The sequence below is a fragment of the Pseudomonas parakoreensis genome, assembly GCF_021602155.1.
Taxonomy (GTDB): Bacteria; Pseudomonadota; Gammaproteobacteria; order Pseudomonadales; family Pseudomonadaceae; genus Aquipseudomonas; species Aquipseudomonas parakoreensis.
In genome coordinates this window covers 116117-137270 of record NZ_BQHY01000003.1, presented here as the reverse complement: position 1 = coordinate 137270, position 21154 = coordinate 116117, and the positions used below count along the sequence as shown (strand labels likewise).

The window sequence follows — 21154 nt, the reverse complement described above, 5'->3', positions numbered from 1 at the left end:
TCAACACGATGGTTCCGAACATGAATTCGCTGACACTTCCGGATATCGCCACTCAAGCCTCTCGACAAGCATTACCGCTTGAGTGGGTGGGAATGCGCGGCATTGCCTTGCCGGTTTTATTGGATGGCCAGCGTCTGAGCGCTAAGGCAGATGCAGGCGTCAGTCTTGACGATGGTGAGGCGCGTGGGATTCACATGTCGCGTTTGTATCTGGCCTTGGCAACGCTTGAGCAGCAGAACCTTTCTCCACGGGTTTTGCATCAGGTACTGGACGATTTTCTGGCCAGCCACGAAGGCTTATCCAGCAATGCCTACCTGAATATCCACAGCGAAGTGCTGCTGAAACGACCCGCGTTGGTCAGCCCACTGGCGGGGTGGAAAAGCTATCCAGTGAGCATTTCTGCCAGCCTCAAAAACAACGTGTTCCACGTGGAACTCAAGATCGATGTGCCCTACTCCTCGACCTGCCCGTGCTCAGCCGCATTAGCGAGGCAACTGATCCAGCAGCAGTTCATCGATGATTTTGCCAACAAGCCACTGCAGCACGCTGAAGTTCTGGCTTGGCTTGGTTCCAGCCACGGCATCGTTGCCACTCCGCACAGCCAACGCAGCACCGCGCAATTGCACATGCATCTGGACGAGTTTATCGATGAGCTGCCCCTCAGCGTGATCATCAATGACGCTGAAGCCGCACTGGGCACCGCCGTGCAAACCGCCGTGAAACGCGCCGACGAACAAGCCTTCGCGCTGGCCAACGGGCAGAACCTGATGTTCTGCGAAGACGCCGCGCGACGACTCAATCTGGCCCTGCGGCGCTGCCCCGGTGTCAGCGGATTCCACCTGCGAGTGATTCACGCTGAAAGTCTGCACGCCCACGACGCCGTCGCCGAAAGCCACTGGCATCGAGAACACGCATGATCCGCTGCCATTCCTTGAGCTGGGGCGCGCCAAGCCAACCGCTGACTTCACCACTGACGGTCACGCTGGAAAGTGGCAGTCTGAGCGCTATCGTCGGCGCCAACGGCTGCGGTAAAAGCAGCCTGCTGAAAGTCATCGCCGGGTTGCAGAAACCCTTGACCGGAAAAGTTGCGCTAGGCGTTCCACGCCAAGGAGGATTGTCGTTCCTGCCGCAACAGCAACACCTCGATCGACAGTTTCCCATCAGCCTGGAAGAACTGGTGGCTGCAGGGTTCTGGGGCCGTCGATTGTCGACCCAACTGCGTGCACAGCGCCTCACTCATGCACTCGATAATTGGCACTTGAGCGGACTCGAGAAGCGCCCGCTGATGGCGCTCTCCGGTGGCGAACTGCAACGCGCATTGCTCGCCCGTTTGAGTCTGGCTGACGCGCCACTACTCCTTCTCGACGAACCCCACGCTGCGCTCGACGAACTGGGTCAGCAATTGCTTTGGCAACACATCCACGCCTGGCACGCCGAAGGTCGAACCTTGTTGGTGGTCTGCCACGACCTGGCCGCCGTCCGCCAACACATCCCGCAGACACTGCTGATCAAAAACCACGAATGCGTGTTTGGCGACAGCGTCGAGCTGATCCAGCAAACACCTGGCACGCAGGTGGCTTGATGCTCACCGTCGCTCACCTTTGGCAACCGTTCAGCGAGTTCCTGTTCATGCGCCGAGCGCTGCTCGGCGGACTGGTATTGGCCTGCAGCACAGCACCGCTCGGCGTTTTTCTTATACTGCGGCGCATGAGCCTGATCGGCGACGCCGTCGCTCACGGCATTCTTCCCGGCGCCGCATTGGGCTTCTGGTTCGCCGGTCTGAGTCTGCCCGCGCTAACGTTCGGCGGTCTGGGTGCGGGCCTGAGCATGGCCGGGCTGGCTGCGTGGATTACCCGTCGCACCGGTTTGCGCGAAGATGCCAGCCTCGCCGCGATCTACCCGATCTCACTCGCCAGCGGCGTGCTGATTCTCGGCATCGCCGGCAAACGCCTCGACTTGCTGCACTTGTTGTTCGGCTCGGCGCTCGCCGTCGACGGCCCGACCCTCAACGGCATGTTATGGGTCTCGGCCCTCAGTCTGATCGCCATGGCAGTCATCTACAAACCGCTGCTGCTCGACACCCTCGATCCTCTATTCCTGCAAACCGTCAGCCGCCTCGGCCCTCTCGCCCACGGCGTGTTCCTGACCCTGGTGGTGTTCAATCTGGTGATCGGCTTCCAGGCCATCGGTGCATTAATGGTGGTGGGTCTGATGATGCTGCCTGCCGCTGCCTCACGGTTCTGGAGTCGTCGTCTGCCAAGCCTGATTGCCATCTCCGCACTCATTGGCTGCCTGTCGGTGTGGCTTGGATTGTTGCTGTCGTTCGACTACTCGCTGCCCAGCGGGCCGGCCATCGTGCTGGTCGCGGGGTCCGTCTACTTGCTGTCCGTGGTGTTCGGACCGGTTCACGGTCTGCTGCGCCGCCCGCCTTTGCTCACATCCCAATGAGGTGTTTCCCGATGCGCGTTCTACTCGTGTTGTTCAGCTTGCTGCTGTCGATGTCGTTATCGGCGGCGGAAAAATTGCCGGTGGTCACCAGCTTCAGCATCCTCGCCGACATGGTGCATCAGGTCGGCGGCGAGCATATCCAGATCACCAACATGGTCGGCCCGGACGCCGACGCGCACACCTATGAGCCAACACCGGACGACGCCAAAGCGCTGCTCAACGCCAAGCTGATCATCAAGAACGGCCTCGGTTTCGAACCATGGCTCGATCGACTGGTGACCAGCACCGGCACCCAGGCCCCGCTCATCAGTGCCAGCCACGGCGTGATTCCGCGCTCGCTCGATGAAGACGGTGAAACCATTCCCGACCCGCACGCCTGGCACAACCTGGCTAACACTGAGCTGTACATCGCCAATATCACCAAGGCGCTGATCGCTGCCGATCCGACGAACAAGGCCGATTATCAACGCAACAGCCAGACCTACCTGAAACAGATCTACGCCCTGCTCGCCGAAGCCAAGACCAAGCTCGGCTCGCTGCCACCGGGCAATCGCAAGATCGTCACCAGCCACGACGCCTTCGGTTATCTCGGGCAGGCCTACGGCATCGACTTCATGGCGCCGCAAGGTCTGTCCACCGAGCGCGAGCCATCGGCCGCCGAAGTCGCTGCACTGATCACGCAGATCCGTCAGGCCAAGGTCAAAGCGGTGTTCATGGAAAACATCAAAGACGCGCGCCTGCTCAAGCAGATCGCTGAGGAAAGTGGCGCGCATATCGGCGGCACGTTGTACTCCGATGCCCTCGCCGCCAGTGGCCCGGCCAGCACCTTTACCGGACTGTTCGAATACAACCTCAACACCCTTTACGACGCGCTGAGCCAACCATGATCCGCAAAAACCCCTCAGGCGATTTGCCGCAAATTGCCGAGTCGGCCTACGTCGACAAAACCGCGATCATCTGCGGCAAGGTGATCATTGGCGAGAACGTTTTCGTCGGCCCCTACGCAGTGATCCGCGCCGACGAAGTCGACGCTTCGGGCACGATGGAGCCGATCACCATCGGCGCCAATTCGAACATCCAGGACGGCGTGGTGATCCATTCCAAATCCGGCGCTGCCGTGACCATCGGCGAATTCACCTCGATCGCTCACCGCTCGATCGTGCATGGCCCGTGCGTGGTCGGCGACCGGGTGTTCATCGGCTTCAACAGCGTGCTGTTCAATTGCGTGGTCGGTGACGGCTGTGTGGTGCGGCACAACTCGGTGGTCGATGGCCGCGATTTACCGGACGCGTTCTACGTGCCCTCCACCACCCGCATCGGCCCCAACACCGACCTCTCGCAGTTCCCGCCGGTGAGTGTCAGCGCCTCGGAGTTTTCCGAAGACGTGGCGCGCACCAATGTCGATCTGGTGCGCGGTTACAAAGCCTTGCAGAACGAGTTCTGAACCATGAGCAGCGTGCTGATTCGCAACGCCAGACTGGTCAATGAAGGACGCGAGTTCGACGGCGATCTGTTGGTCAGCCATGGTCGCATCGTCAAGATCGCAGGCCGCATCGACGGTGAAAATGCCCGTGTGGAGATCGACGCCAATGGCCAATGGCTGTTGCCGGGCATGATCGATGACCAAGTGCATTTTCGCGAACCGGGAGCGCCGGCCAAAGGCTGCATCCACACCGAGTCACGCGCAGCGGTGGCGGGTGGCATCACCAGTTTCATGGACATGCCCAACACCCAACCGGCCACGCTCACCCTGGAAGCGCTGGCGGATAAAAAGCGTCGGGCGGCGATCAACTCCGTGGCCAACTACGGATTTCACTTCGGTGTCAGTCAGGACAACCTCGACACCGTGGCCGCGCTCAACCCCTGCGAAGTGGCCGGGGTCAAAGTGTTCATGGGCGCCTCCACTGGCAATATGCTGGTGGATGATCCGCAGACCCTCGAACGTCTGTTCGCCGAGGTGCCGACGATACTGCTGGCGCATTGCGAACACACACCAAGCATCGAGGCCAATGCAGCACGTCTGCGCGAACGCCTCGGCGACCACCTGCCGGCGAATATCCACGCACTGATCCGCGATGCCGAAGCTTGCTACCGATCCTCTTCGCTGGCGGTGGAACTGGCCCGACGTCACGGCACCCGCCTGCACGTTTTGCACCTGACCACCGCTCGCGAGCTGGAGCTGTTCGAAGACAAGCCTCTCACTCAAAAGCACATCAGCGCTGAAGTCTGCCTGCACCACCTGCTGTTCGATGACCGCGACTATCCAGCACTCGGCAACCTGATCAAATGCAACCCGGCGATCAAGAATCAGGCCGACCGCGATGCCTTGCGCGCGGCGCTGCTGAGTAACCGGCTGGATGTGATCGGCAGCGATCATGCACCGCACACCTGGGCGGAAAAACAGCGTCCTTACACCGAAGCACCGTCCGGTTTGCCGCTGGTGCAACACGCCCTGCCGGCACTGCTGGAGCTGGTGGCCGATGGCGTGCTGCCGATCACCACGTTGGTGGCGAAGACCAGCCATCGGGTGGCGGATCTGTTTGCGATTCCGGATCGGGGTTATTTGCGCGAGGGGTATTGGGCGGATCTGGTGCTGGTTGAGCCCGCGGCCATGGAGGTGTCGCGGCAACCGATTCTGTCGCAGTGCGGATGGTCGCCGTTTGCTGACAAGACTTTCCGCTATCGGGTGGATACGACGTTGGTGTCGGGGCAGATTGCCTGGCGGGAGCAGCGCATCAACGAAAGCTGTCAGGGGCTGCCGCTGCGGTTTATGCGTTGAATGATCAGGTGTCTGACAGAACGTCTTCGCGAGCAGGCTCGCTCCCATCAGGAATCGCGCTGGCCCTGTGGGAGCGAGCTTGCTCGCGAAGCTTTTAAGCTCTTGGCTTCACAGTGCCGCAATCCTGACCCAACCACACCGCACGGGTTTCCAGACTGCCCTTCTGGTTGATTCCGATCGCATTGAATGTGCCGTTGGCCACGGTGGTGAACTCACGATCACTGAGGAACGTCGCGACACCCGTGCCTTGCGCTTTCGGGCAGCTGAAGCGGAATTTCCACTGGTTGCCGGTGCGCTCGGTGATCTGCTGCTTGCAGCCCGACTGCGGATCGGCCAGCGGAATATCGTTGGTCGCGACCTGCTGCGGCGTCAGGCAGGCACGAATGCCCTTGCCGCCGATGTTGATCCCGTTCTTCTCCAGCGCCGCCCGCTGTTGCGGGGTCATCTGGCCTTGCAACTGGCCGAGGATCGATTGCACATCCATGGGCTGGTCATCGACCTTGACGTTGCTCGAGGTCATTTCCCACAGCCCCGGCTGCAGCATTTGCGCCTGCGCAACCACCGGCATTGCCAAACCCAGGCCCAGCGCCAAACCCAGCAGACGAACGTTCATCGAAAAACTCCTGATCAGTAGTGGCCGTTAGACGTCAGCCGATTGCTTCGGTTCATGCACCAATTAAATAGCGACATTCGCCTCGGAACATGGTCTGTTACGCATTGAGTCTTCAGGAGCAAGGCTGCCCCATGGATTATTTTGGACCGCACATTTTCGGCTATCTGATCGCCCTCATACATAGCCTCGGCTTGATCGCCGCGATCCACGCGGTGCTGACCGTTCGCACCGCCCAAGGCTCGATCGCCTGGGCATTGTCGCTGATTTTCATTCCCTACCTGACACTCATCCCTTATCTGGTTTTCGGCCGCAGCACCTTCGACGGCTATATCAAGGCACGGCGCCAGGCCAACGAACAGATGCGCCAGGCGATCTCCGAGTTGAACTGGCGACCGTGGGTCGAAGAAGCCCTCACCGCCCGCGCCTCAAATGCCTATGCCTCGCTACGGGCCATGCCCAAACTGGGGCGGATGCCATGCCTGGCGAATAACGAAGTGCAACTGCTGGTGAATGGCCACGCGACCTTCGAGGCGATTTTCCAGGCCATCGATCAAGCGCGCGAAGCCGTACTGATCCAGTTCTTCATCATCCATGACGACCGCCTCGGACAGCGCCTGCGCGATCTGTTGCTGAAGAAAGCTGCCGAAGGCGTGGCGATTTATCTGCTCTACGACCGCATCGGCAGCCACGCCCTGCCCCACAGTTATGTACAGGCGTTGCGCGATGGCGGTGTCGAGGTCAAAGCCTTCGCCACACGTAGCGGCTGGCTCAATCGCTTCCAGGTGAATTTCCGCAACCACCGAAAAATCGTCGTGGTCGATGGCGTGCTCGGCTTTGTTGGCGGGCACAACGTTGGCGATGAATACATGGGCGAGAAGCCGCCGTTGGCGCCATGGCGCGATACCCATGTGCAAGTGCGCGGGCCGGTAGTGGCCTGCATGCAGGAGTCATTTGCCGAGGATTGGTTCTGGGCTGCGCGCACATTGCCGCCGCTGATCCTGCCGGATGTTTACCCGGACGACGGCGTGCTCTGTCAGTTGCTGGCCAGCGGACCGGCCGACGCCTACGAAACCTGTTCGCTGTTCTTCGTCGAAGCGATCCACGCCGCAACCGAGCGGGTGTGGATCACCAGCCCGTACTTCATTCCCGATGAAGCCGTGTTCGCCGCGTTGCGCCTGGCGGTGCTGCGCGGCGTCGACGTGCGCCTGCTGCTGCCATCGCGCCCCGATCACCGCATCGTCTACGCCGCGTCCAGCCTGTACGCATTCGAAGCGGTGCGCGCCGGCGTGCGGGTGTTCCGCTACGAACCGGGGTTCCTGCATCAGAAAGTGGTGTTGATCGACAGCGAAATCAGCGCCATCGGCAGCGCCAATCTGGACAACCGTTCGTTCCGGCTGAATTTCGAAGTGATGCTACTGACCGTCGACAGCGAATTCGCCGCCCATGTGGAACGTATGCTCAACGATGATTTCGAGCAGGCTTACGAGGTTGCCAAAGAGGAAAGCCGGGAGATCCACCGCCTGCAACAGCTCGGCATGCGGATCGCCCGGCTTATTTCACCGATTCTCTAGAAGCCCATCACCCTCTCCAAGGGAGAGGGCATGGTTCAGGCATCAAGGGTTGTAGATGTCGTCACGGGTCCAGGGCAGTTCATGGCTGCCGTCCGGATGAGCCTTGACTGCCAGAATCTGATGCAGATTGATCCAGCCCCGGGCAAACGCGTAGGCACACCCGGCCAGATACAGGCGCCAGATGCGCAGCGCCTGATCCGGCACCAGTTTCCCGGCGGCCTCGAGGTTATCCTCCAGCCGCTCGCTCCAGTGATCCAGCGTGCGCGCGTAATGCAGGCGCAGGCTTTCGACATCGACGATTTCCAGCCCGGCTTCGCTGATCTCGGCGGAGATCATCGCCAGGTGTGGCAACTCGCCGTTGGGGAACACGTATTTCTCGATGAAGTCGCCGGCACCGCGCCCCACCGGCCGGCCGTCGGTGTGCTTGGCGGTGATGCCATGGTTCATCACCAGACCGCCCTCCTTCACCGCGCCAAACAGGACTTTGCAGTATTCGGCGAGGTTGGCGTGGCCGACGTGTTCGAACATACCGACGCTGACCACCTTGTCGAATCGCCCGTCCTGCGGCAGGTCGCGGTAGTCGAGCAGTTGCAGTTCGACCTGGTCTTCCAGGCCTTCGGCCTTGACGCGCTCACGGGCCAGTTCCAGCTGTTCCTTGCTCAGGGTGATGCCGAACACTTTGGCGCCGAATTCACGCGCGGCGTAACGCGCCAGACCACCCCAGCCGCAACCGACATCCAGCAGGTAATCGCCCGGCTGCAAACGCAGCTTGCGACACAGATGACGGAATTTGGCTTGCTGCGCCTGCTCCAAGGTTTCGCTGCCCGTTTCAAAATACGCGCAGGAATACGCCATGTCGCTGTCCAGCCACAGCTGATAGAACGCGTTGGACAGGTCATAGTGATAGGAAATGGCTTTGGCGTCGGTTTCCTTGTCATGCACTGCACGCACTGGCTGAGCGCCTTCATCTTCGTCGAGCAAGGCGGCGCTCAATTCGTCGCAGACCCGGATGACCTCGCTGATCGAGCCCTCCAGTTCAAGCTTGCCTTCAACAAACGCCGCCCCCAGCGCGTCGAGGCTTGGATGGGTGAACTGGGTGACCATCGTCGGGTCCTTGACCACGATGGTGACGCTGGGCGTCGGTCCCAGATTGAACTCATGGCCGTCCCAGAGTCGCAAGCGAAGAGGAAGCTGCAGATTCTGTAAGGCCGGTGGAAGTTGCGCGAGCATGGAAAATCCCCCCTTGTTTCAGACGTCAGATCTGAGGGTAGACCATCCTTGAAAAATAGCAGGCTATCGATTTAATTAGCCGAGACTATCGTTTCAGACGCTCCAGCAGGCCGGAATGCAACCCGTGTTTTCGACCCGGAAACCGGCAATGAAGTGTGCGTCTTCTACATAGATGACTGCCTATTCGGCGCACAGTTCGCTGCAACTCATTTCAAGGACCATCCTTGAGCTTGAGCAATGGCTCCTGAAATCGCAGCAGCCGTCCGGCATTGCCCAACACCAGCAATGTACTGAGGTTGTGCAGCAGCGCGGCGATCATCGCCCCGGCCGCGCCGAGCCAGCCAAATGCAGCAAAGATGACAATCGCCAAGGTCCAGCCCAGACCGATGATCACGTTAACCTGCAAGGTTCGGCGGCACTGGCGACTGAGTCGCACACAGGTGCCGAGGCGACGTAGATCACTGCCTATCAGCACGATGTCCGCCGAGGCCAGCGCAATGTCAGCACCGCCGGCGCCCATTGCGACACCGACCACTCCAGCCTTCAGTGCCAGCGAATCATTGATGCCGTCGCCCACCACCATCGGCCGAAAACCGTTGTCGATTTCCTTCAGTACGCGGTTGAGTTTGTCCTCGGGCAGCGCCTGCGCTTCCAGCTCTTGCAGGCCGACCTCGCGGGCCAGGGTCTGAGCAACACTTTGGCGGTCGCCGGTCAGCAGCAACTGGCGACCCAGACCGAGCTCGCGCAATTCGCTGAGGGCAAAGCGGGCTTCCGGTTTGATGCTGTCGGCCAGCAACAGCCAGGCGACAAATTCGCCATTCAGTGCCAATCCGGCAATCGGCCCGTCGTGTTCGGGAACGGTGGTGGTGACGATGCCCAGTTGCGCGAACAGTTCGGGCCGGCCCAACGCCGCCTCGCCTTGCGCGGTCATGGCGACCACCCCAAGTCCCTGACGCTCGTGAATATCAGTCAGCGGCAGGCTCTGCTCCTGACCGACCAACCCCGCCAACGCCCGACTGACCGGGTGGCTGCTGGCCGCGCCGAGGCTGGCGGCCAGTGCCATCACCGAGGCCTGATCCAGCCGTGGGCTGCTGATCGATTGCAAACGCAAGGTGCCGTAAGTCAGGGTGCCGGTCTTGTCGACAACCAGCGACGTGAGATCTGCCAACTCCTCAAGGAACGCCGAACTGCGAATCAGAATGCCGTGGCGCGCCGCCACCGCCACACCGGCGATCGCTGTGGCCGGTGCCGACAGCACCAAAGCGCAGGGACATGCCGCCACCAACACTGCGAGCATCGCTTGCGCGTCATGGGTGACAAACCAGGTCACCGCTGCCAGCAACAACACCAGCACCATGTAGCTACCGGCATAGCGCTCAAGCAGGCGCGTAATGGGCGGCTTCGAGCGCTCGGCGTTCTGCATCAGCGCGATGACCTTACCCAGCGTCGATTGATCGCCGGTACGGGTCACCTCGATGCGCAGCAAGCCGTCGAGGTTGATCGCGCCGCCAAACACAGTCATGCCTACCGCCGTTTCCACCGGAACCGACTCACCGGTAATCGACGCCGTGTCGAGGCTGGCCTGGCCGGACAACACTCGGCCATCCGCTGGCACCCGATCTCCGGCTCGCACCTCTACCGTGTCGCCAGGTTTAAGCGTGCCGTTATCGACCTCGATGATCGAGCCATCGGTCTGAATCTTGCGCGCGTGGCTGCGGGTCAACTGGCCGAGGGCGTGAATCGCTTCCTGCGAGCCGATCACGCTGCGCTCTTCCAGCACGTGGCCGAAGATCATGATGATCGGCAGCAACGCGGCGGTCAGCAGATCCCCGGTCGCCCAGGCACCAAGCATCGCCAGGGCAATCAGTTGATCGGTGATGCCGTGCAGGCTCGGATAACGCAGGCTGTACCACGCCGAGCGCATCACCGGCACCGCCACCAATAGAGAAGCGAAACCCAGCAGCAACTGACTGACACCGGTTTGCTCCGGTAATAGCCAGCGCCAGAGCAGACCGAGGCCGAGCAAGCCAAGGGCGAGCATCGCCAGGGTCAATTGCCGTGCGGCGCGGCGCTGTTCGGCCGAGGACAACAGGCTCGGTGCGGCAGTGGTCGCAGTCATTTGCTGGCTCCCTGAATGATCAGGCGGGAATCGTCTTTCGGATCGACCGTGGTCACGGAACCGGCCTGACCGAGAATCTTCGGCATGCGTTCACGGTACAGCCGCAGGAGCATCTGCGGGTCGGTACCCTGTTGTTGCGCTTTGGCCAGGCTCAGCACCGTGGCGGTGTCGGCAGCGGCTTTTGCCAGCCGTTCGCTGGCCTGCGCGTGGGCCACTTGCAGGGTGCGGTCGGCTTGTTCATTGGCGGTCTGGGTGAGTTTTTCTGCTTCGGTGCGTGCATTGGCGACGGCTTTGTCGGCTTGCTGGCTGGCGGTCAGAACCGCATTAAAAGCGCTGACCGCAGGATCCGGCAGACTCGACTGCACGTCGACCCGCGCCACTTCAATGCCGATGCCCTGCCCGCTTGCCTTCAACTCAGCCAAGCGCTTGTTGATGCCTTGCACCAGATCACCGCGCAGACGCTCACGTCTTTCGGCGGCCTGGTTATCAGCACCGATCAACTCCGGACGGGCGACCAGAATCGTGTCCAGATCCCGCGCGGCGGTCAAAGCCACAGCGCTGCGGGTGACCAGCCGATCCAGCGCCGGCAGCACATGATCACCCTGCAGGACGAAGTCGTAAGGGTCGGTCACTTTGTAAAACACCCGCACATCCAGTTGCACCACGCCGGCGTCCCCCGTCAGCAAGTAACCGGAACCGGCCAGGGCATCGCTCAGCGGTGTGGCGAAAGTCGCTACACGATCAGCCTTGATCGCCTCGCTGCTGCGCAGCAGGTTTTCCACTCGGCGCTCAATCACCCGATCCGCTGCCGGTAGTAAAACCACCTGCTCGAACGGCTGCGGCCAGGCCAGCAACAGCCCGGCATTCTGAATACGCTGCAGCGCGCCAAAATGCAGTACCACGGCCCGATTTTGCGGATCGATCTGCCGCACATTGGAAAATGCCCAAGCCAACGCAGCCAATACCGTCACAGCATACAAGGCGAAAAACGCCAAACGTCCGGCCTGAATCCACGGACTGCTCAGCGAATGTGTTCCACGTGGAACTTCATCACTCATGGCTGCGATCCGGATTTATTTTCGACATTCGGCGGGCCGTCCACCAGCACGCGGAATGGTGCGGCGTCGGTACGCAGGATCAGCTTGGTGTCCGGCGTGACGATAGTGCCCAGGGTGTCCAGCGAACGCAGCAGGTTGTACAACTGCGGCGATCCAGCGTAGGCACGGCCATAAATTTGCGCCGCTTCGACTCGGGATTGCGCTTCGATTTCTGCCGCTTTCACCGTGGCATCGGCCTGGACAATTCGCGCATCGCGCTCGGCGGCAGATCGAATTTGCGCCGCTTCTCGCTTGCCGATGGCGGTGCGTTCGGTGGCAATTGTTTCACGCTCGGCGCGCATCCGATCGACCGTGGCGGTGAGCGTGACCGAAGGCAAGGTCAGGCGTTCGATGCCCACCTGCACCACACGCACACCGTAAGTGGCCAGCAACTGCTGGTCGATCTGCTGACGCAGTTGCGCTTCGAACTCGGCAATACGCACTTTGCCGGCATCGGTATTCACCAGATCCGCCAGGTCGAAACTGCTGGCGGTGGTTTCCAGCGCCGAACCGACAAACGTGCGAATCTGCCGCGCCGCTTCGTCCGGCTGGTTCTGCACCGCGCGCATGAAACGCTGTACGTTGTCCGGATCGCCCTGCACCTGCCACGCCACGTAGGCCTGAACGATGATGCGCAAACCGTCGCGGGTACCGACGTCCTGTAAACCGCTGGAAGTGGTACGCAAGCGCAGGTCTACCGGGATCGCCGCTTCGAACGGCGCCGGCCAGCGCCAGCTCAAACCCGGCTCAAGCAGCACCCGCGAGGGATTACCGAAACGGGTGATGACCGTGGCCTCCCCCGAGCGCACTTGCACCAGGCTCGCCGCCGCGATGGCAAACCCCACCAGCAACAGTGCCCAGCCCATCCGCCGCCAAGGGAACGGTCCCGCGTCTTCCGGCGCACCGTGGTGATGGTGATGATGCCCATGATGATGGTGATGCCCGGTGTGGCCGTGATCGTGGCCGCTGTGGTCATGGGAATCGTGAGTGTGCGACTGGCTCAAGGGGCAACTCCTGGTTGAGCGGTGGTACGCGCAGGCGTCGGATCAGCCGGCAGCGTGAACGTACGCAGGTCGATGGTCGGCGCATTGCTGCTGCCGCCTAAACGGTGGTCGAGTACCAACAGTTTGGCCTTGCTCAGCCCCAGGCTGAGCTGACTCAGATATTGCTCAAGCACGAACGCCTGACCGGCACTGGCGTAGGCTTTCTGTTCAGCGCTGAACTTAAGGTCCGCGGCCTGCGCCGCCGCATTGATTTCACGGGCGCTGGCACTGGCTTGATCACGGGCGAGGCTGGCCTGCAACTGCGCCTGATTATTGGCTTCGGCCGCCGCACCGCGCTCACGAGAGATCAACGCCTGCGCGCCGATCTGTGCCGCTTGCACGCCGTGATAAGCATTGGCGGCGCCGGCTGGCGGGTGAATGGCTTCGACCACGGTGGCGAGAATTTCCACGCCGCTGTTGAGGTTCTGCAGATCGCCTTGCACCGCGCGACCGATTTCATCGCCCAGCCCTACCCGGTCAGCACCGAGCAGACCGTCGAGAGTACGCGAGGCAAAATTGTGCACCAGAATCCGGCTCGCGGTGCTGCGAATCAGCGTCGGCACATCGGCATTGCTGTAAGTTGCGGCCAAAGCATCCTGATCACGCAGACCAATGCGATAAACGAAGCGCACGTCCATGTTGACGATCTGGAAGCTCTGCTGATCGCCACGGCTGCTGGCGATCACTTGAGATTTGTCGTTGACGTGACTGGCATCCCACAAGCGGTTGGCGGTCATCGGCGCCGGGCCTTCGGCAGGCTCAGCCAGGGTTGGCGCCGGAGCATCGCCGACGCTGGTTGCCAACTCGTGCACCACGCCGTTCTCGACGCTCAATACACGGCCCAAAGGCCACGGCAGACCGGCGTGCAAGCCAGGGCCAAACACTTGCACCGGTTTGCCGAAGCGCTCGTAGATACCGCGCCCTTGCAGCGGGATTTCGTGGATCCCGGTCAGCAGCCAACCGACGGCGGCGACCAGCGCCAGCACCGGCAGAAAAGCGCGGCGCATGTAGCTGAACGCCCAGATCTGGCGCAAATCGATGCCGAAACGGTTGTGCAATTCGTGCTGCAAAGCGAGTAACGGCTGTGGTGGCCAACGCAGCATATCGGCAACAAAACTGCGCGCCAGCAGGGTCGGTTCCAGCTGTTCGCGTCGAGGGCTGAACACCGACAGAACTGCGCGCAATAGCAACTCGATCGCGACCAATCCCGGCAGGATCCCGATGAGAACCGCCAGCCGCACCGGCCACATGGAAGTTTCACTGGCGAACAGCAGGCACAACGCACCCAGTACCAGACTGATGATCGCGACGCGCGACAGTTGTGCGAGCGAACCGGCTTCCGGCCATTGCGCCGGATTCTCCTGAGCCAGTTGCCGCTCCAGCACCAGCAGGCCGAACCCCAACAGCAACATCAGCGCGGCGCCCACCGTAGCCGACAGCCCAACCGCAGCTGGCGGCAACGCAAGGTTCCAGACTTGTTCGATGCCGAGAATCACCAGCACCGACCAGCCGACCAGCCACAACGTGGCCGCGCCAATCTGACCGAGCAGGTGCAGACCGCGCTGACTCAATCGCTCCAGCACCCGTTCGTACCAGCCGTCAGGAGCGGTTTGCTCGACCTCGTTCAGCGGTTGCTGCGCCACTGGGTGCATGACCCGCGCGCGCCATTGAGTCACCCACCACGCAGACTGCAGTCCGGCGACCAGCACCAGCAACGCCGCGCCCAGATTCACCAGCAAGGCCGGCCATATCGATTGCGCGGCAAACAGCTCGACAAACAACGCCAGCACCCACCCTGCCCCAGCCAATCCGCCGAGGCCGAAGGCTAGGCGGCGCAATCGTCGCCCCTGCGCAGCCGCTTGTTGAAAGCGCGGCAACCCGGTCACTTGCGTGCCATCGACATCCAGATCGACTTGCATATCACCCCAAAGCCATTGATTCACCAGTCTTATCGTTACGATATAACGAAAAGCGTGAAATATTCGTACACAAATACGCCTATCTAAAGATGCGCAACCTGTCGCTTGCCTGAAGCCTTGACCGAAATGTCCGGAAACGCACATATTACGTTCGTAATTTTAATCGCCTACTACTTTTAGCGATCCGCATCCCCAACGAGGAGCAAGAGCATGAGTCACTACGACGTGGTCATTCTGGGCGGCGGCCCCGGTGGTTATAACGCGGCGATCCGCGCCGGCCAGTTGGGCCTGAAAGCGGCGTGTGTGGAAGGCCGCGCCACCCTCGGCGGCACCTGCCTGAACGTCGGTTGCATGCCGTCCAAGGCCTTGCTGCATGCTTCGGAGCTGTACGACGCGGCCATGGGTGCGGAGTTCGCCAACCTCGGCATCGAGGTCAAACCCACGCTCAACCTGGCGCAAATGATGAAACAGAAAGACGACAGCGTGAGCGGCCTGACCAAAGGCATCGAGTTTCTGTTTCGCAAGAACAAGGTCGACTGGATCAAAGGCTGGGGCCACATCGAGGGTCCTGGCAAAGTCACGGTAACCGACGATCAAGGCAAGAAGACCGAGCTGAGCGCCAAGGACATCATCATTGCCACCGGCTCCGAACCCACGCCCCTGCCCGGCGTCGAGATCGACAATCAGCGCATCCTCGATTCCACTGGCGCGCTGTCGCTGAGTGAAGTGCCCAAGCATCTGGTGGTCATCGGTGCCGGAGTGATCGGCCTGGAACTGGGCTCGGTCTGGCGGCGTCTCGGCGCCCAGGTGACCGTGGTCGAATACCTCGACCGCATCTGCCCGGGTGTTGATGGCGAGGCCGGCAAAACCCTGCAGCGTGCGCTGAGCAAGCAAGGCATCAGCTTCAAATTGAGCTCGAAGGTCACCAGCGCCACGACCTCGGCCAACGGGGTGCAACTCCGCGTCGAACCTGCAGCGGGCGGCAGCGCCGAGTTACTGGACGCCGACTACGTACTGGTCGCGATCGGCCGGCGCCCGTACACCAAAGGCCTGGGCCTGGAGAACGTCGGCCTGAGCACCGACAAGCGCGGCCTGCTCGCTAACCGCCAGCACCGCACCGAAGTCAATGGCGTCTGGGTAATCGGCGACGTAACGTCCGGGCCGATGCTCGCGCACAAGGCTGAAGACGAAGCGATGGCCTGTGTCGAACAGATCGTCGGCAAAGCCGGCGAGGTCAATTACGACTTGATTCCCAACGTCATCTACACCCGGCCGGAACTGGCCAGCGTCGGCAAGACCGAAGAGCAACTGAAGGCCGAAGGACGTGCCTACAAAGTCGGCAAATTCCCGTTCACCGCCAACAGTCGGGCGAAGATCAATCACGAAACCGAAGGCTTTGCCAAAGTCCTCGCCGACGAACGCACAGACGAAATCCTCGGTGTGCACCTGGTCGGCCCGAGTGTCAGCGAAATGATTGGAGAATATTGCGTGGCCATGGAGTTCAGCGCCTCGGCCGAAGACATCGCGCTGACCTGCCATCCGCACCCGACCCGCTCCGAGGCGCTGCGTCAGGCGGCGATGAATGTCGAGGGGATGGCAACGCAGATGTAGGTGGTCACCCAAACCCTGTGGGAGCTGGCTTGCCAGCGATGGCGTCGGTCCTGTAACCGTTGCGGTCGCTGACACACCGCTATCGCTGGCAAGCCAGCTCCCACAGTTGACCGTGTTCCTGCTGGAGGATTGCGGTCGAATGTGGGAGCAACCCGCTCTACAGCGGCAGATGCCCCAACGGCAACGCCCCCGGCGTCTTCACGGTGTGAATTGCAAAGTTGCTGCGAATGTCACTCACCCCCGGCAGCTTCAGCAGGCAGCCGCTGAGAAAGCGGTCATACGCACGCAGGTCCGGCACCACCACTTGCAACAGAAAGTCCGATTCCCCGGACACCAGAAACGCTGAGATCACCTCCGGCAGTGCCGTCACCGCCGCGTAAAAGGCTTCGGCCTGCTCATCGTTGTGGCGCTCGACCTTGACCCCGACAAACACCGTCAGCCCCAACCCCACCTCATCGCGATCGAGGTTGGCCTGATAGCCACGAATCACCCCGGCCTCCTCGAGCATCCGCACCCGACGCAGGCACGGTGACGCCGACAGACCGATCTCATCCGCCAGTTCGACGTTGCTCAGCCGGCCGTTGCGTTGCAGCGCCGCGAGAATCTTGCGGTCAAAAGCGTCGAGTTTCATGGTTGGCAGATCCTGCTGGTCAAGGGGCAAAAAGAAAGCAGGTTATGCCAATCTTGTGGCTTTTTGAAGCTGACTTCGCAAGCACCTGCCCCGCCCTTGCGCCCTAAACTTTGCTCACCGAATCGACAACGAAAGGGCTGCGACATGACAAGTATCTGGCTGTTTTTTCTGGCATTGGCGGTGGTCTTCCTGTTGCCGGGGCCAGACATGATCCTGTTGCTGCAAACCGGCGCCCGCCAGGGTCGCGGTGCGGCGCTGGCGACCGCCGTGGGGTTGGCGGTGGCCCGGGGCTGTCATGTGGCATTGGCGGCGCTGGGGCTGGCCGCGCTGTTCAAGGCGGCGCCGTGGACGTTTGATCTGGTGCGCCTGGCCGGGGCGGCGTACCTGCTGTGGATCGGCATTCAATGCCTGCGCAGCAGCCTGCTGCCGAACCTGAACACGCCTGCCGTGACACACACCCAAAGGCAATGGCGCGAGGCGATTCGCCGTGGCCTGCTGACCAATCTGCTCAATCCCAAGGCGTTGCTGTTCTGCTCAGTGCTGTTGCCGCAATTCATCGTCAATGACGGCGCAGCTGTGCTGACCCAATTTGCCACCCTGGGTGTTCTGCTGGTGGGCGTCGGGCTGCTGTTCGACAGTGCCTATGCCCTGACCGGCGCCGCGCTGGGTCGTTGGCTGCAACACAGTCCTACTGCCCAACGCGTCCAGCAATGGCTGTTCGGCAGCCTGTTGATCGGCTTTGCCGTGCGCCTGACGTTTATCCAGCAGGCTTAGGGCTTGCGCGCCTTGCGCCGACGACGGAGCAACAACAAGGCGCCCGCACTGAACAGCACCAGGACACCGACCACCGGCCATTTGTACGGACGCAACGTATTGCGTACGGCATCGGTCACCTGGGTGACGTAACGCTTGTCGGCGTTTTCGAAATCCGGGTACGGGCACTGATTGCCGAAGTCCACCGCCCAAGGCACGTACGGGCCTTCGTTGACGTAGCGTCGATACAACGCGCTCTGTTCTTCAAGGCTGCTGTTGAAACCGGCGGCATTGCACAACACCGCAGCAAACGCCTGACTGGTGTGCGGCAAGTTGTCGGCAGCCCGGCTGGCCAGCGCGGTGGCGACAAAACGGTAGTGATAACGCTCGTCCGGTTGCGCCTGGCTGGCCTTCTGGCGCTGGACTTCAGCCTCGGCCACCAGCGGCCCGACTTTCAGCTCGGTGTTTTCCAGACTGTAGCTGCCGCCGAACGTGGCGTAATCCGGCGCCATCTCGTAACCGAGAATGTCCATGCCCCATTCACGTGCGGTCCACGCCGCGTTGTACAAGGCGCTGGCGCGTTTGGTCGGCCACCACGCAGCGTCGGCCTTCATCCGTTGTTCGCCGTAGAGCCGGGCCTTGTGCTGCAGGTCCGGATTGTCGAAATAGCCGACCGCTTCCTCGTAATGCCCTTCACGCAGCAAGCGCCGTCCCAGCAGATTGCGCAGGCTGGCGGCAACCGGCAGCGGCACGTAGTTGTCGCGCTGCTGTTGGGTCAATGCCGGCGGCGCCGGCACGTTGTCATCGACATAGCGCTTGAGCTCATCGACCGTCAGCACGCGCTCGGCCACCGTCGCCGCGTCGAACCAGTAGATGCTGTTGCTGCGATACAACTGCACGAACGCTTGCAGGTATTCGCCACGCTGCAGCGCGAGAATCGCGCTCTCGCCCTCGACCCGGCATTTCGGCTGGACGGTTTCGAAGTCCCAGTCCGGGGTACGCCGGTAGCCCCAATCCTCGCTCTGCGGGAAAGCCTGCGCAGCTTTGGCATAGGCGGCAGCCGCGGCATTTTTATCACCGTCACGCACTGCCAGTTTGGCTCGCAGCCACCACGCCAGTCCGCCGTCACCGGCATTCTCCAGGAAGGCCTTGGCGCTGGCGTAATCACCTTGTTGATAGTTCATGGCCGCCAGTCGATCGGCGTTTTCCAGACTGCCACGGGTGCTGTTCTGCAGCAGCTTGATGAGTTTCTTTTCGTTCGGCGGTTGTTCGTCGAACGACCAGCCCACCCGGCTGATCAACGAGGCGGTAACCAATTGCTGCACAGCCTTGCGCTCCAGCAACTTGGCCAGTTGCGGCTCAGGCAGTTCGGCCAGCTCATTCATCAGTTGTTTCAGCGAGGTATAACCCACGGCCGAGCCGTGCAGGTTCTGCGCTTCGTACAGTTCGATGGCGCCGTTCCAGTCACCGGCGTTGCGCAGCACTCGCGCCTCCTCACCGAGACTGGCGACACCGAGTTCCAGCGGATCGCTGAAGCCATCGATGCTCAATTGTCGGGCCTGACGGAAGGCTGCGCGTGCGTCTTCCAGCACTTCGATGACATCGCCCGCCTCGGCACTCATGGCAAACCAGGTGCGGCCCAGGGAATACGCCGCCCAAGTGCTGCGCAGCGGACGCTGATCGGCCGGCAGCGCCAGCACTTTGTTGAAGTATTCGATCGCCAGCGGATGATCGCCAGTGGCAAACGCCACCGCGCCGGCCACGTACAAGCGGATTTCCGCCGGCAGACTGGCGCCCTGCGCCTCGACCTGACGCGCATCGGTCAGGCCGCGCAGTTGCTTGACGAGTGCTTGTTGCTCGGCGCTCAGACCCACCTGTTCGGCTTTTTCGCGAAGCGCCGCAGGCTCGTTCTCGTCGCCGTACATGTCGTCGGGATTGTGCGTCGCGGAGGTAACGTTTTTCAGCCCGGCAATGGTTTTGCCGAGGCGGCTGATCTCGAAGTTGAAGTTGCCCTCCGGCAGCTCGGCCAGGCTTTGCCCACGATTGTCGAGCAGGCGCATCGGAAAGTCCGGGCCGCAGGCCAGCGCCGAACCCAGCGGCAGGCTGAGGCTCAGGCAGAGCAGATGGCGGGGCCAGTTACGGGTCAACATGCGAACCTCCTTGATCAATAAATGCACAGCGCGCCCAACCGATGGCGCGTTGTCCGCCCGCCGGCAGACGACCGTCGCGCAGGCGGGTGAAGGTAAGCAGATCCGCGCTTTGTTGCAACGCGTAACCGGCGAGCGCATCGGCGCCCTCGCAAGCGCTGGCCTTGACGGTGATGCGCGCGGGCCAGGCGCTGTCGAGGTTACCGACATTGCGCAGGGCGATGTCCTGCAGGCCATCGTGGTCGCTGAACGTCAGACCGAGCCGGCTGCTCAACGTATCGCCACGGGCTACAGCGCGCAGCGTGCTGAGGCTCCAGGCGCGGCGATCATTGGCCAGCGGCAGACGAAACCAGATCAACCCGGCCAGATGTTCCGGGCGATCCTCGCGCATGTCAGTGGCCAGTCGGCTCAATTGTTGCGGATCGGCGAGCAATTCGCGCCGCTGGCCGCCGCGCTCGAGTGGCACTTCACTTTCCACCACCGGAACGCCATCGGCATCCGGCAGCAGCGCCACGCCGTAGGCCGGCAGCGCCAGATAAAACGGTTTGTCGCTCACCCGCCCCCAGGCCTTGGCCCAGCGCCGCGCCTGCTCGGGGTCGAACAGACCACGACGCGGATCGCTGACCGCGTGCACCTGCAGCACACTGCTGTCGACGCTGGCCAGCAGTGCCGGCAGTTGCGAACTGTCGAGCCACGCCGGCAACGCAGTGATGCTCAGCGGCAAGTTGGCCGGCAATGCGCCACGCAGACGCACGAGAAATTCGCTATACGCCGGCAGACGCGCATTACCGGCGTCGTGATCGATCTCGACCCCGCTCACCGTCAGGCCCTGCGCTTGCCAGTCAGCCAGCATCTGAAGGATCTGTGTGTTCACCTGTTGCTGATCGAGCGCCTTGAGCTGACCGTCGAGACGAACCACCGCAATCAGCGGTCGGCCATCGCGCTTGAGCAACGCCGCATCGATTTGCGCCCGATGCCAGCCGTCATTGGGGAATGCCTGCAAGGCCAACACGCGCAATGTCGAGAAGCTCTCGCGGCTTTCGCGCAGGGCAGCGTCATGGGCCGGCGTCCATTGACGTTGCCAGATATAAAGTTGTTGATCGAGGGCGGGGGCATCCTGCCGCTCGCAAGCAGCGAGCAGCAGCGTTGCCGCGATCAAAATCGAAAAGCCGAACCGCATGAAATGCTTATTC

General features: G+C 61.8%; 18 protein-coding genes. 9 read left to right on the top strand and 9 right to left on the bottom strand.

The annotated features are described in order from the left end of the window. Positions 1 to 20 precede the first annotated feature (20 nt). The 6 genes from folE2 to L6D63_RS05365 are packed head-to-tail and all read left to right on the top strand — an operon-like array spanning position 21 to position 5227. Positions 21 to 917 carry a GTP cyclohydrolase FolE2 gene (gene folE2, locus L6D63_RS05390; protein ID WP_047297345.1) on the top strand — a complete coding sequence of 299 codons (897 nt, stop codon included), beginning with the start codon at positions 21 to 23 and terminating at the stop codon, positions 915 to 917. Then, positions 914 to 1582: a metal ABC transporter ATP-binding protein gene (locus tag L6D63_RS05385; protein WP_047297346.1), complete on the top strand. Its 669-nt coding sequence runs from the start codon at positions 914 to 916 to the stop codon at positions 1580 to 1582. Before folE2 ends, L6D63_RS05385 begins: the two co-directional genes overlap by 4 nt. Continuing rightward, positions 1582 to 2448, top strand: a complete 867-nt coding sequence (locus tag L6D63_RS05380; RefSeq protein ID WP_131670773.1) for a metal ABC transporter permease — start codon at positions 1582 to 1584, stop codon at positions 2446 to 2448. Before L6D63_RS05385 ends, L6D63_RS05380 begins: the two co-directional genes overlap by 1 nt. 11 nt (positions 2449 to 2459) lie before the next feature. Then, positions 2460 to 3335: a metal ABC transporter substrate-binding protein gene (locus tag L6D63_RS05375; RefSeq protein ID WP_047297348.1), complete on the top strand. Its 876-nt coding sequence runs from the start codon at positions 2460 to 2462 to the stop codon at positions 3333 to 3335. Next, a complete protein-coding gene (locus L6D63_RS05370) occupies positions 3332 to 3892 on the top strand; it encodes a gamma carbonic anhydrase family protein (protein WP_047297349.1) in 561 nt (186 codons plus the stop codon). Before L6D63_RS05375 ends, L6D63_RS05370 begins: the two co-directional genes overlap by 4 nt. A gap of 3 nt (positions 3893 to 3895) precedes the next feature. Then, positions 3896 to 5227 (top strand): dihydroorotase, encoded by a 1332-nt coding sequence (locus tag L6D63_RS05365; RefSeq protein WP_047297350.1) that lies wholly within the window; start codon positions 3896 to 3898, stop codon positions 5225 to 5227. A gap of 94 nt (positions 5228 to 5321) precedes the next feature. Here L6D63_RS05365 and L6D63_RS05360 read toward each other — a convergent pair whose 3' ends face one another. After that, a complete protein-coding gene (locus L6D63_RS05360; RefSeq protein ID WP_027610324.1) occupies positions 5322 to 5840 on the bottom strand; it encodes a DUF3617 domain-containing protein in 519 nt (172 codons plus the stop codon). A 131-nt stretch (positions 5841 to 5971) separates the two neighbouring features. Between L6D63_RS05360 and cls the strand changes: the two genes are divergently transcribed. Beyond that, positions 5972 to 7411, top strand: a complete 1440-nt coding sequence (gene cls, locus L6D63_RS05355) for a cardiolipin synthase (RefSeq protein ID WP_095667958.1) — start codon at positions 5972 to 5974, stop codon at positions 7409 to 7411. 42 nt (positions 7412 to 7453) lie between these two features. Here cls and cfaB read toward each other — a convergent pair whose 3' ends face one another. From cfaB to hflK (L6D63_RS05330), 5 genes are all read right to left on the bottom strand, one after another. Then, entirely contained in the window at positions 7454 to 8641 is a 1188-nt protein-coding gene (gene cfaB / locus L6D63_RS05350) for a C17 cyclopropane fatty acid synthase CfaB (protein ID WP_131670774.1), read from the bottom strand. Positions 8642 to 8852: 211 nt separating this feature from the next. Further along, entirely contained in the window at positions 8853 to 10760 is a 1908-nt protein-coding gene (locus tag L6D63_RS05345) for a cation-translocating P-type ATPase (RefSeq protein WP_131670775.1), read from the bottom strand. Further along, positions 10757 to 11818 (bottom strand): protease modulator HflK, encoded by a 1062-nt coding sequence (gene hflK / locus L6D63_RS05340; protein WP_131670776.1) that lies wholly within the window; start codon positions 11816 to 11818, stop codon positions 10757 to 10759. The genes L6D63_RS05345 and hflK (L6D63_RS05340) overlap by 4 nt, the downstream gene beginning before the upstream one ends. Beyond that, on the bottom strand, positions 11815 to 12861 hold the full coding sequence (gene hflC / locus L6D63_RS05335; protein ID WP_131670777.1) for a protease modulator HflC: 1047 nt from the start codon (positions 12859 to 12861) through the stop codon (positions 11815 to 11817). The genes hflK (L6D63_RS05340) and hflC overlap by 4 nt, the downstream gene beginning before the upstream one ends. After that, on the bottom strand, positions 12858 to 14819 hold the full coding sequence (gene hflK / locus L6D63_RS05330) for a protease modulator HflK (protein WP_236170293.1): 1962 nt from the start codon (positions 14817 to 14819) through the stop codon (positions 12858 to 12860). Before hflK (L6D63_RS05330) ends, hflC begins: the two co-directional genes overlap by 4 nt. Before the next feature lie 210 nt (positions 14820 to 15029). Here hflK (L6D63_RS05330) and lpdA point away from each other — a divergent pair, with 210 nt between their 5' ends. Further along, positions 15030 to 16430, top strand: coding sequence for a dihydrolipoyl dehydrogenase (lpdA, locus tag L6D63_RS05325; protein WP_131670778.1), 1401 nt, complete (start codon positions 15030 to 15032; stop codon positions 16428 to 16430). A gap of 157 nt (positions 16431 to 16587) precedes the next feature. Here the strand turns inward: lpdA and L6D63_RS05320 are convergent, their stop codons facing one another. Then, positions 16588 to 17061 carry an Lrp/AsnC family transcriptional regulator gene (locus tag L6D63_RS05320; RefSeq protein WP_007960832.1) on the bottom strand — a complete coding sequence of 158 codons (474 nt, stop codon included), beginning with the start codon at positions 17059 to 17061 and terminating at the stop codon, positions 16588 to 16590. Between the two features lie 144 nt (positions 17062 to 17205). Between L6D63_RS05320 and L6D63_RS05315 the strand changes: the two genes are divergently transcribed. Beyond that, a complete protein-coding gene (locus L6D63_RS05315) occupies positions 17206 to 17835 on the top strand; it encodes a LysE family translocator (protein ID WP_131670779.1) in 630 nt (209 codons plus the stop codon). Here L6D63_RS05315 and L6D63_RS05310 read toward each other — a convergent pair. Both L6D63_RS05310 and L6D63_RS05305 read right to left on the bottom strand, forming a co-directional pair. Further along, a complete protein-coding gene (locus L6D63_RS05310; RefSeq protein ID WP_131670780.1) occupies positions 17832 to 19964 on the bottom strand; it encodes a hypothetical protein in 2133 nt (710 codons plus the stop codon). The genes L6D63_RS05315 and L6D63_RS05310 overlap by 4 nt on opposite strands. Further along, the gene (locus L6D63_RS05305) at positions 19951 to 21141 is read right to left on the bottom strand and encodes a DUF3142 domain-containing protein (RefSeq protein WP_131670781.1); all 1191 of its coding nucleotides are present in this window, start codon (positions 21139 to 21141) and stop codon (positions 19951 to 19953) included. Before L6D63_RS05305 ends, L6D63_RS05310 begins: the two co-directional genes overlap by 14 nt. Positions 21142 to 21154: the final 13 nt, after the last annotated feature.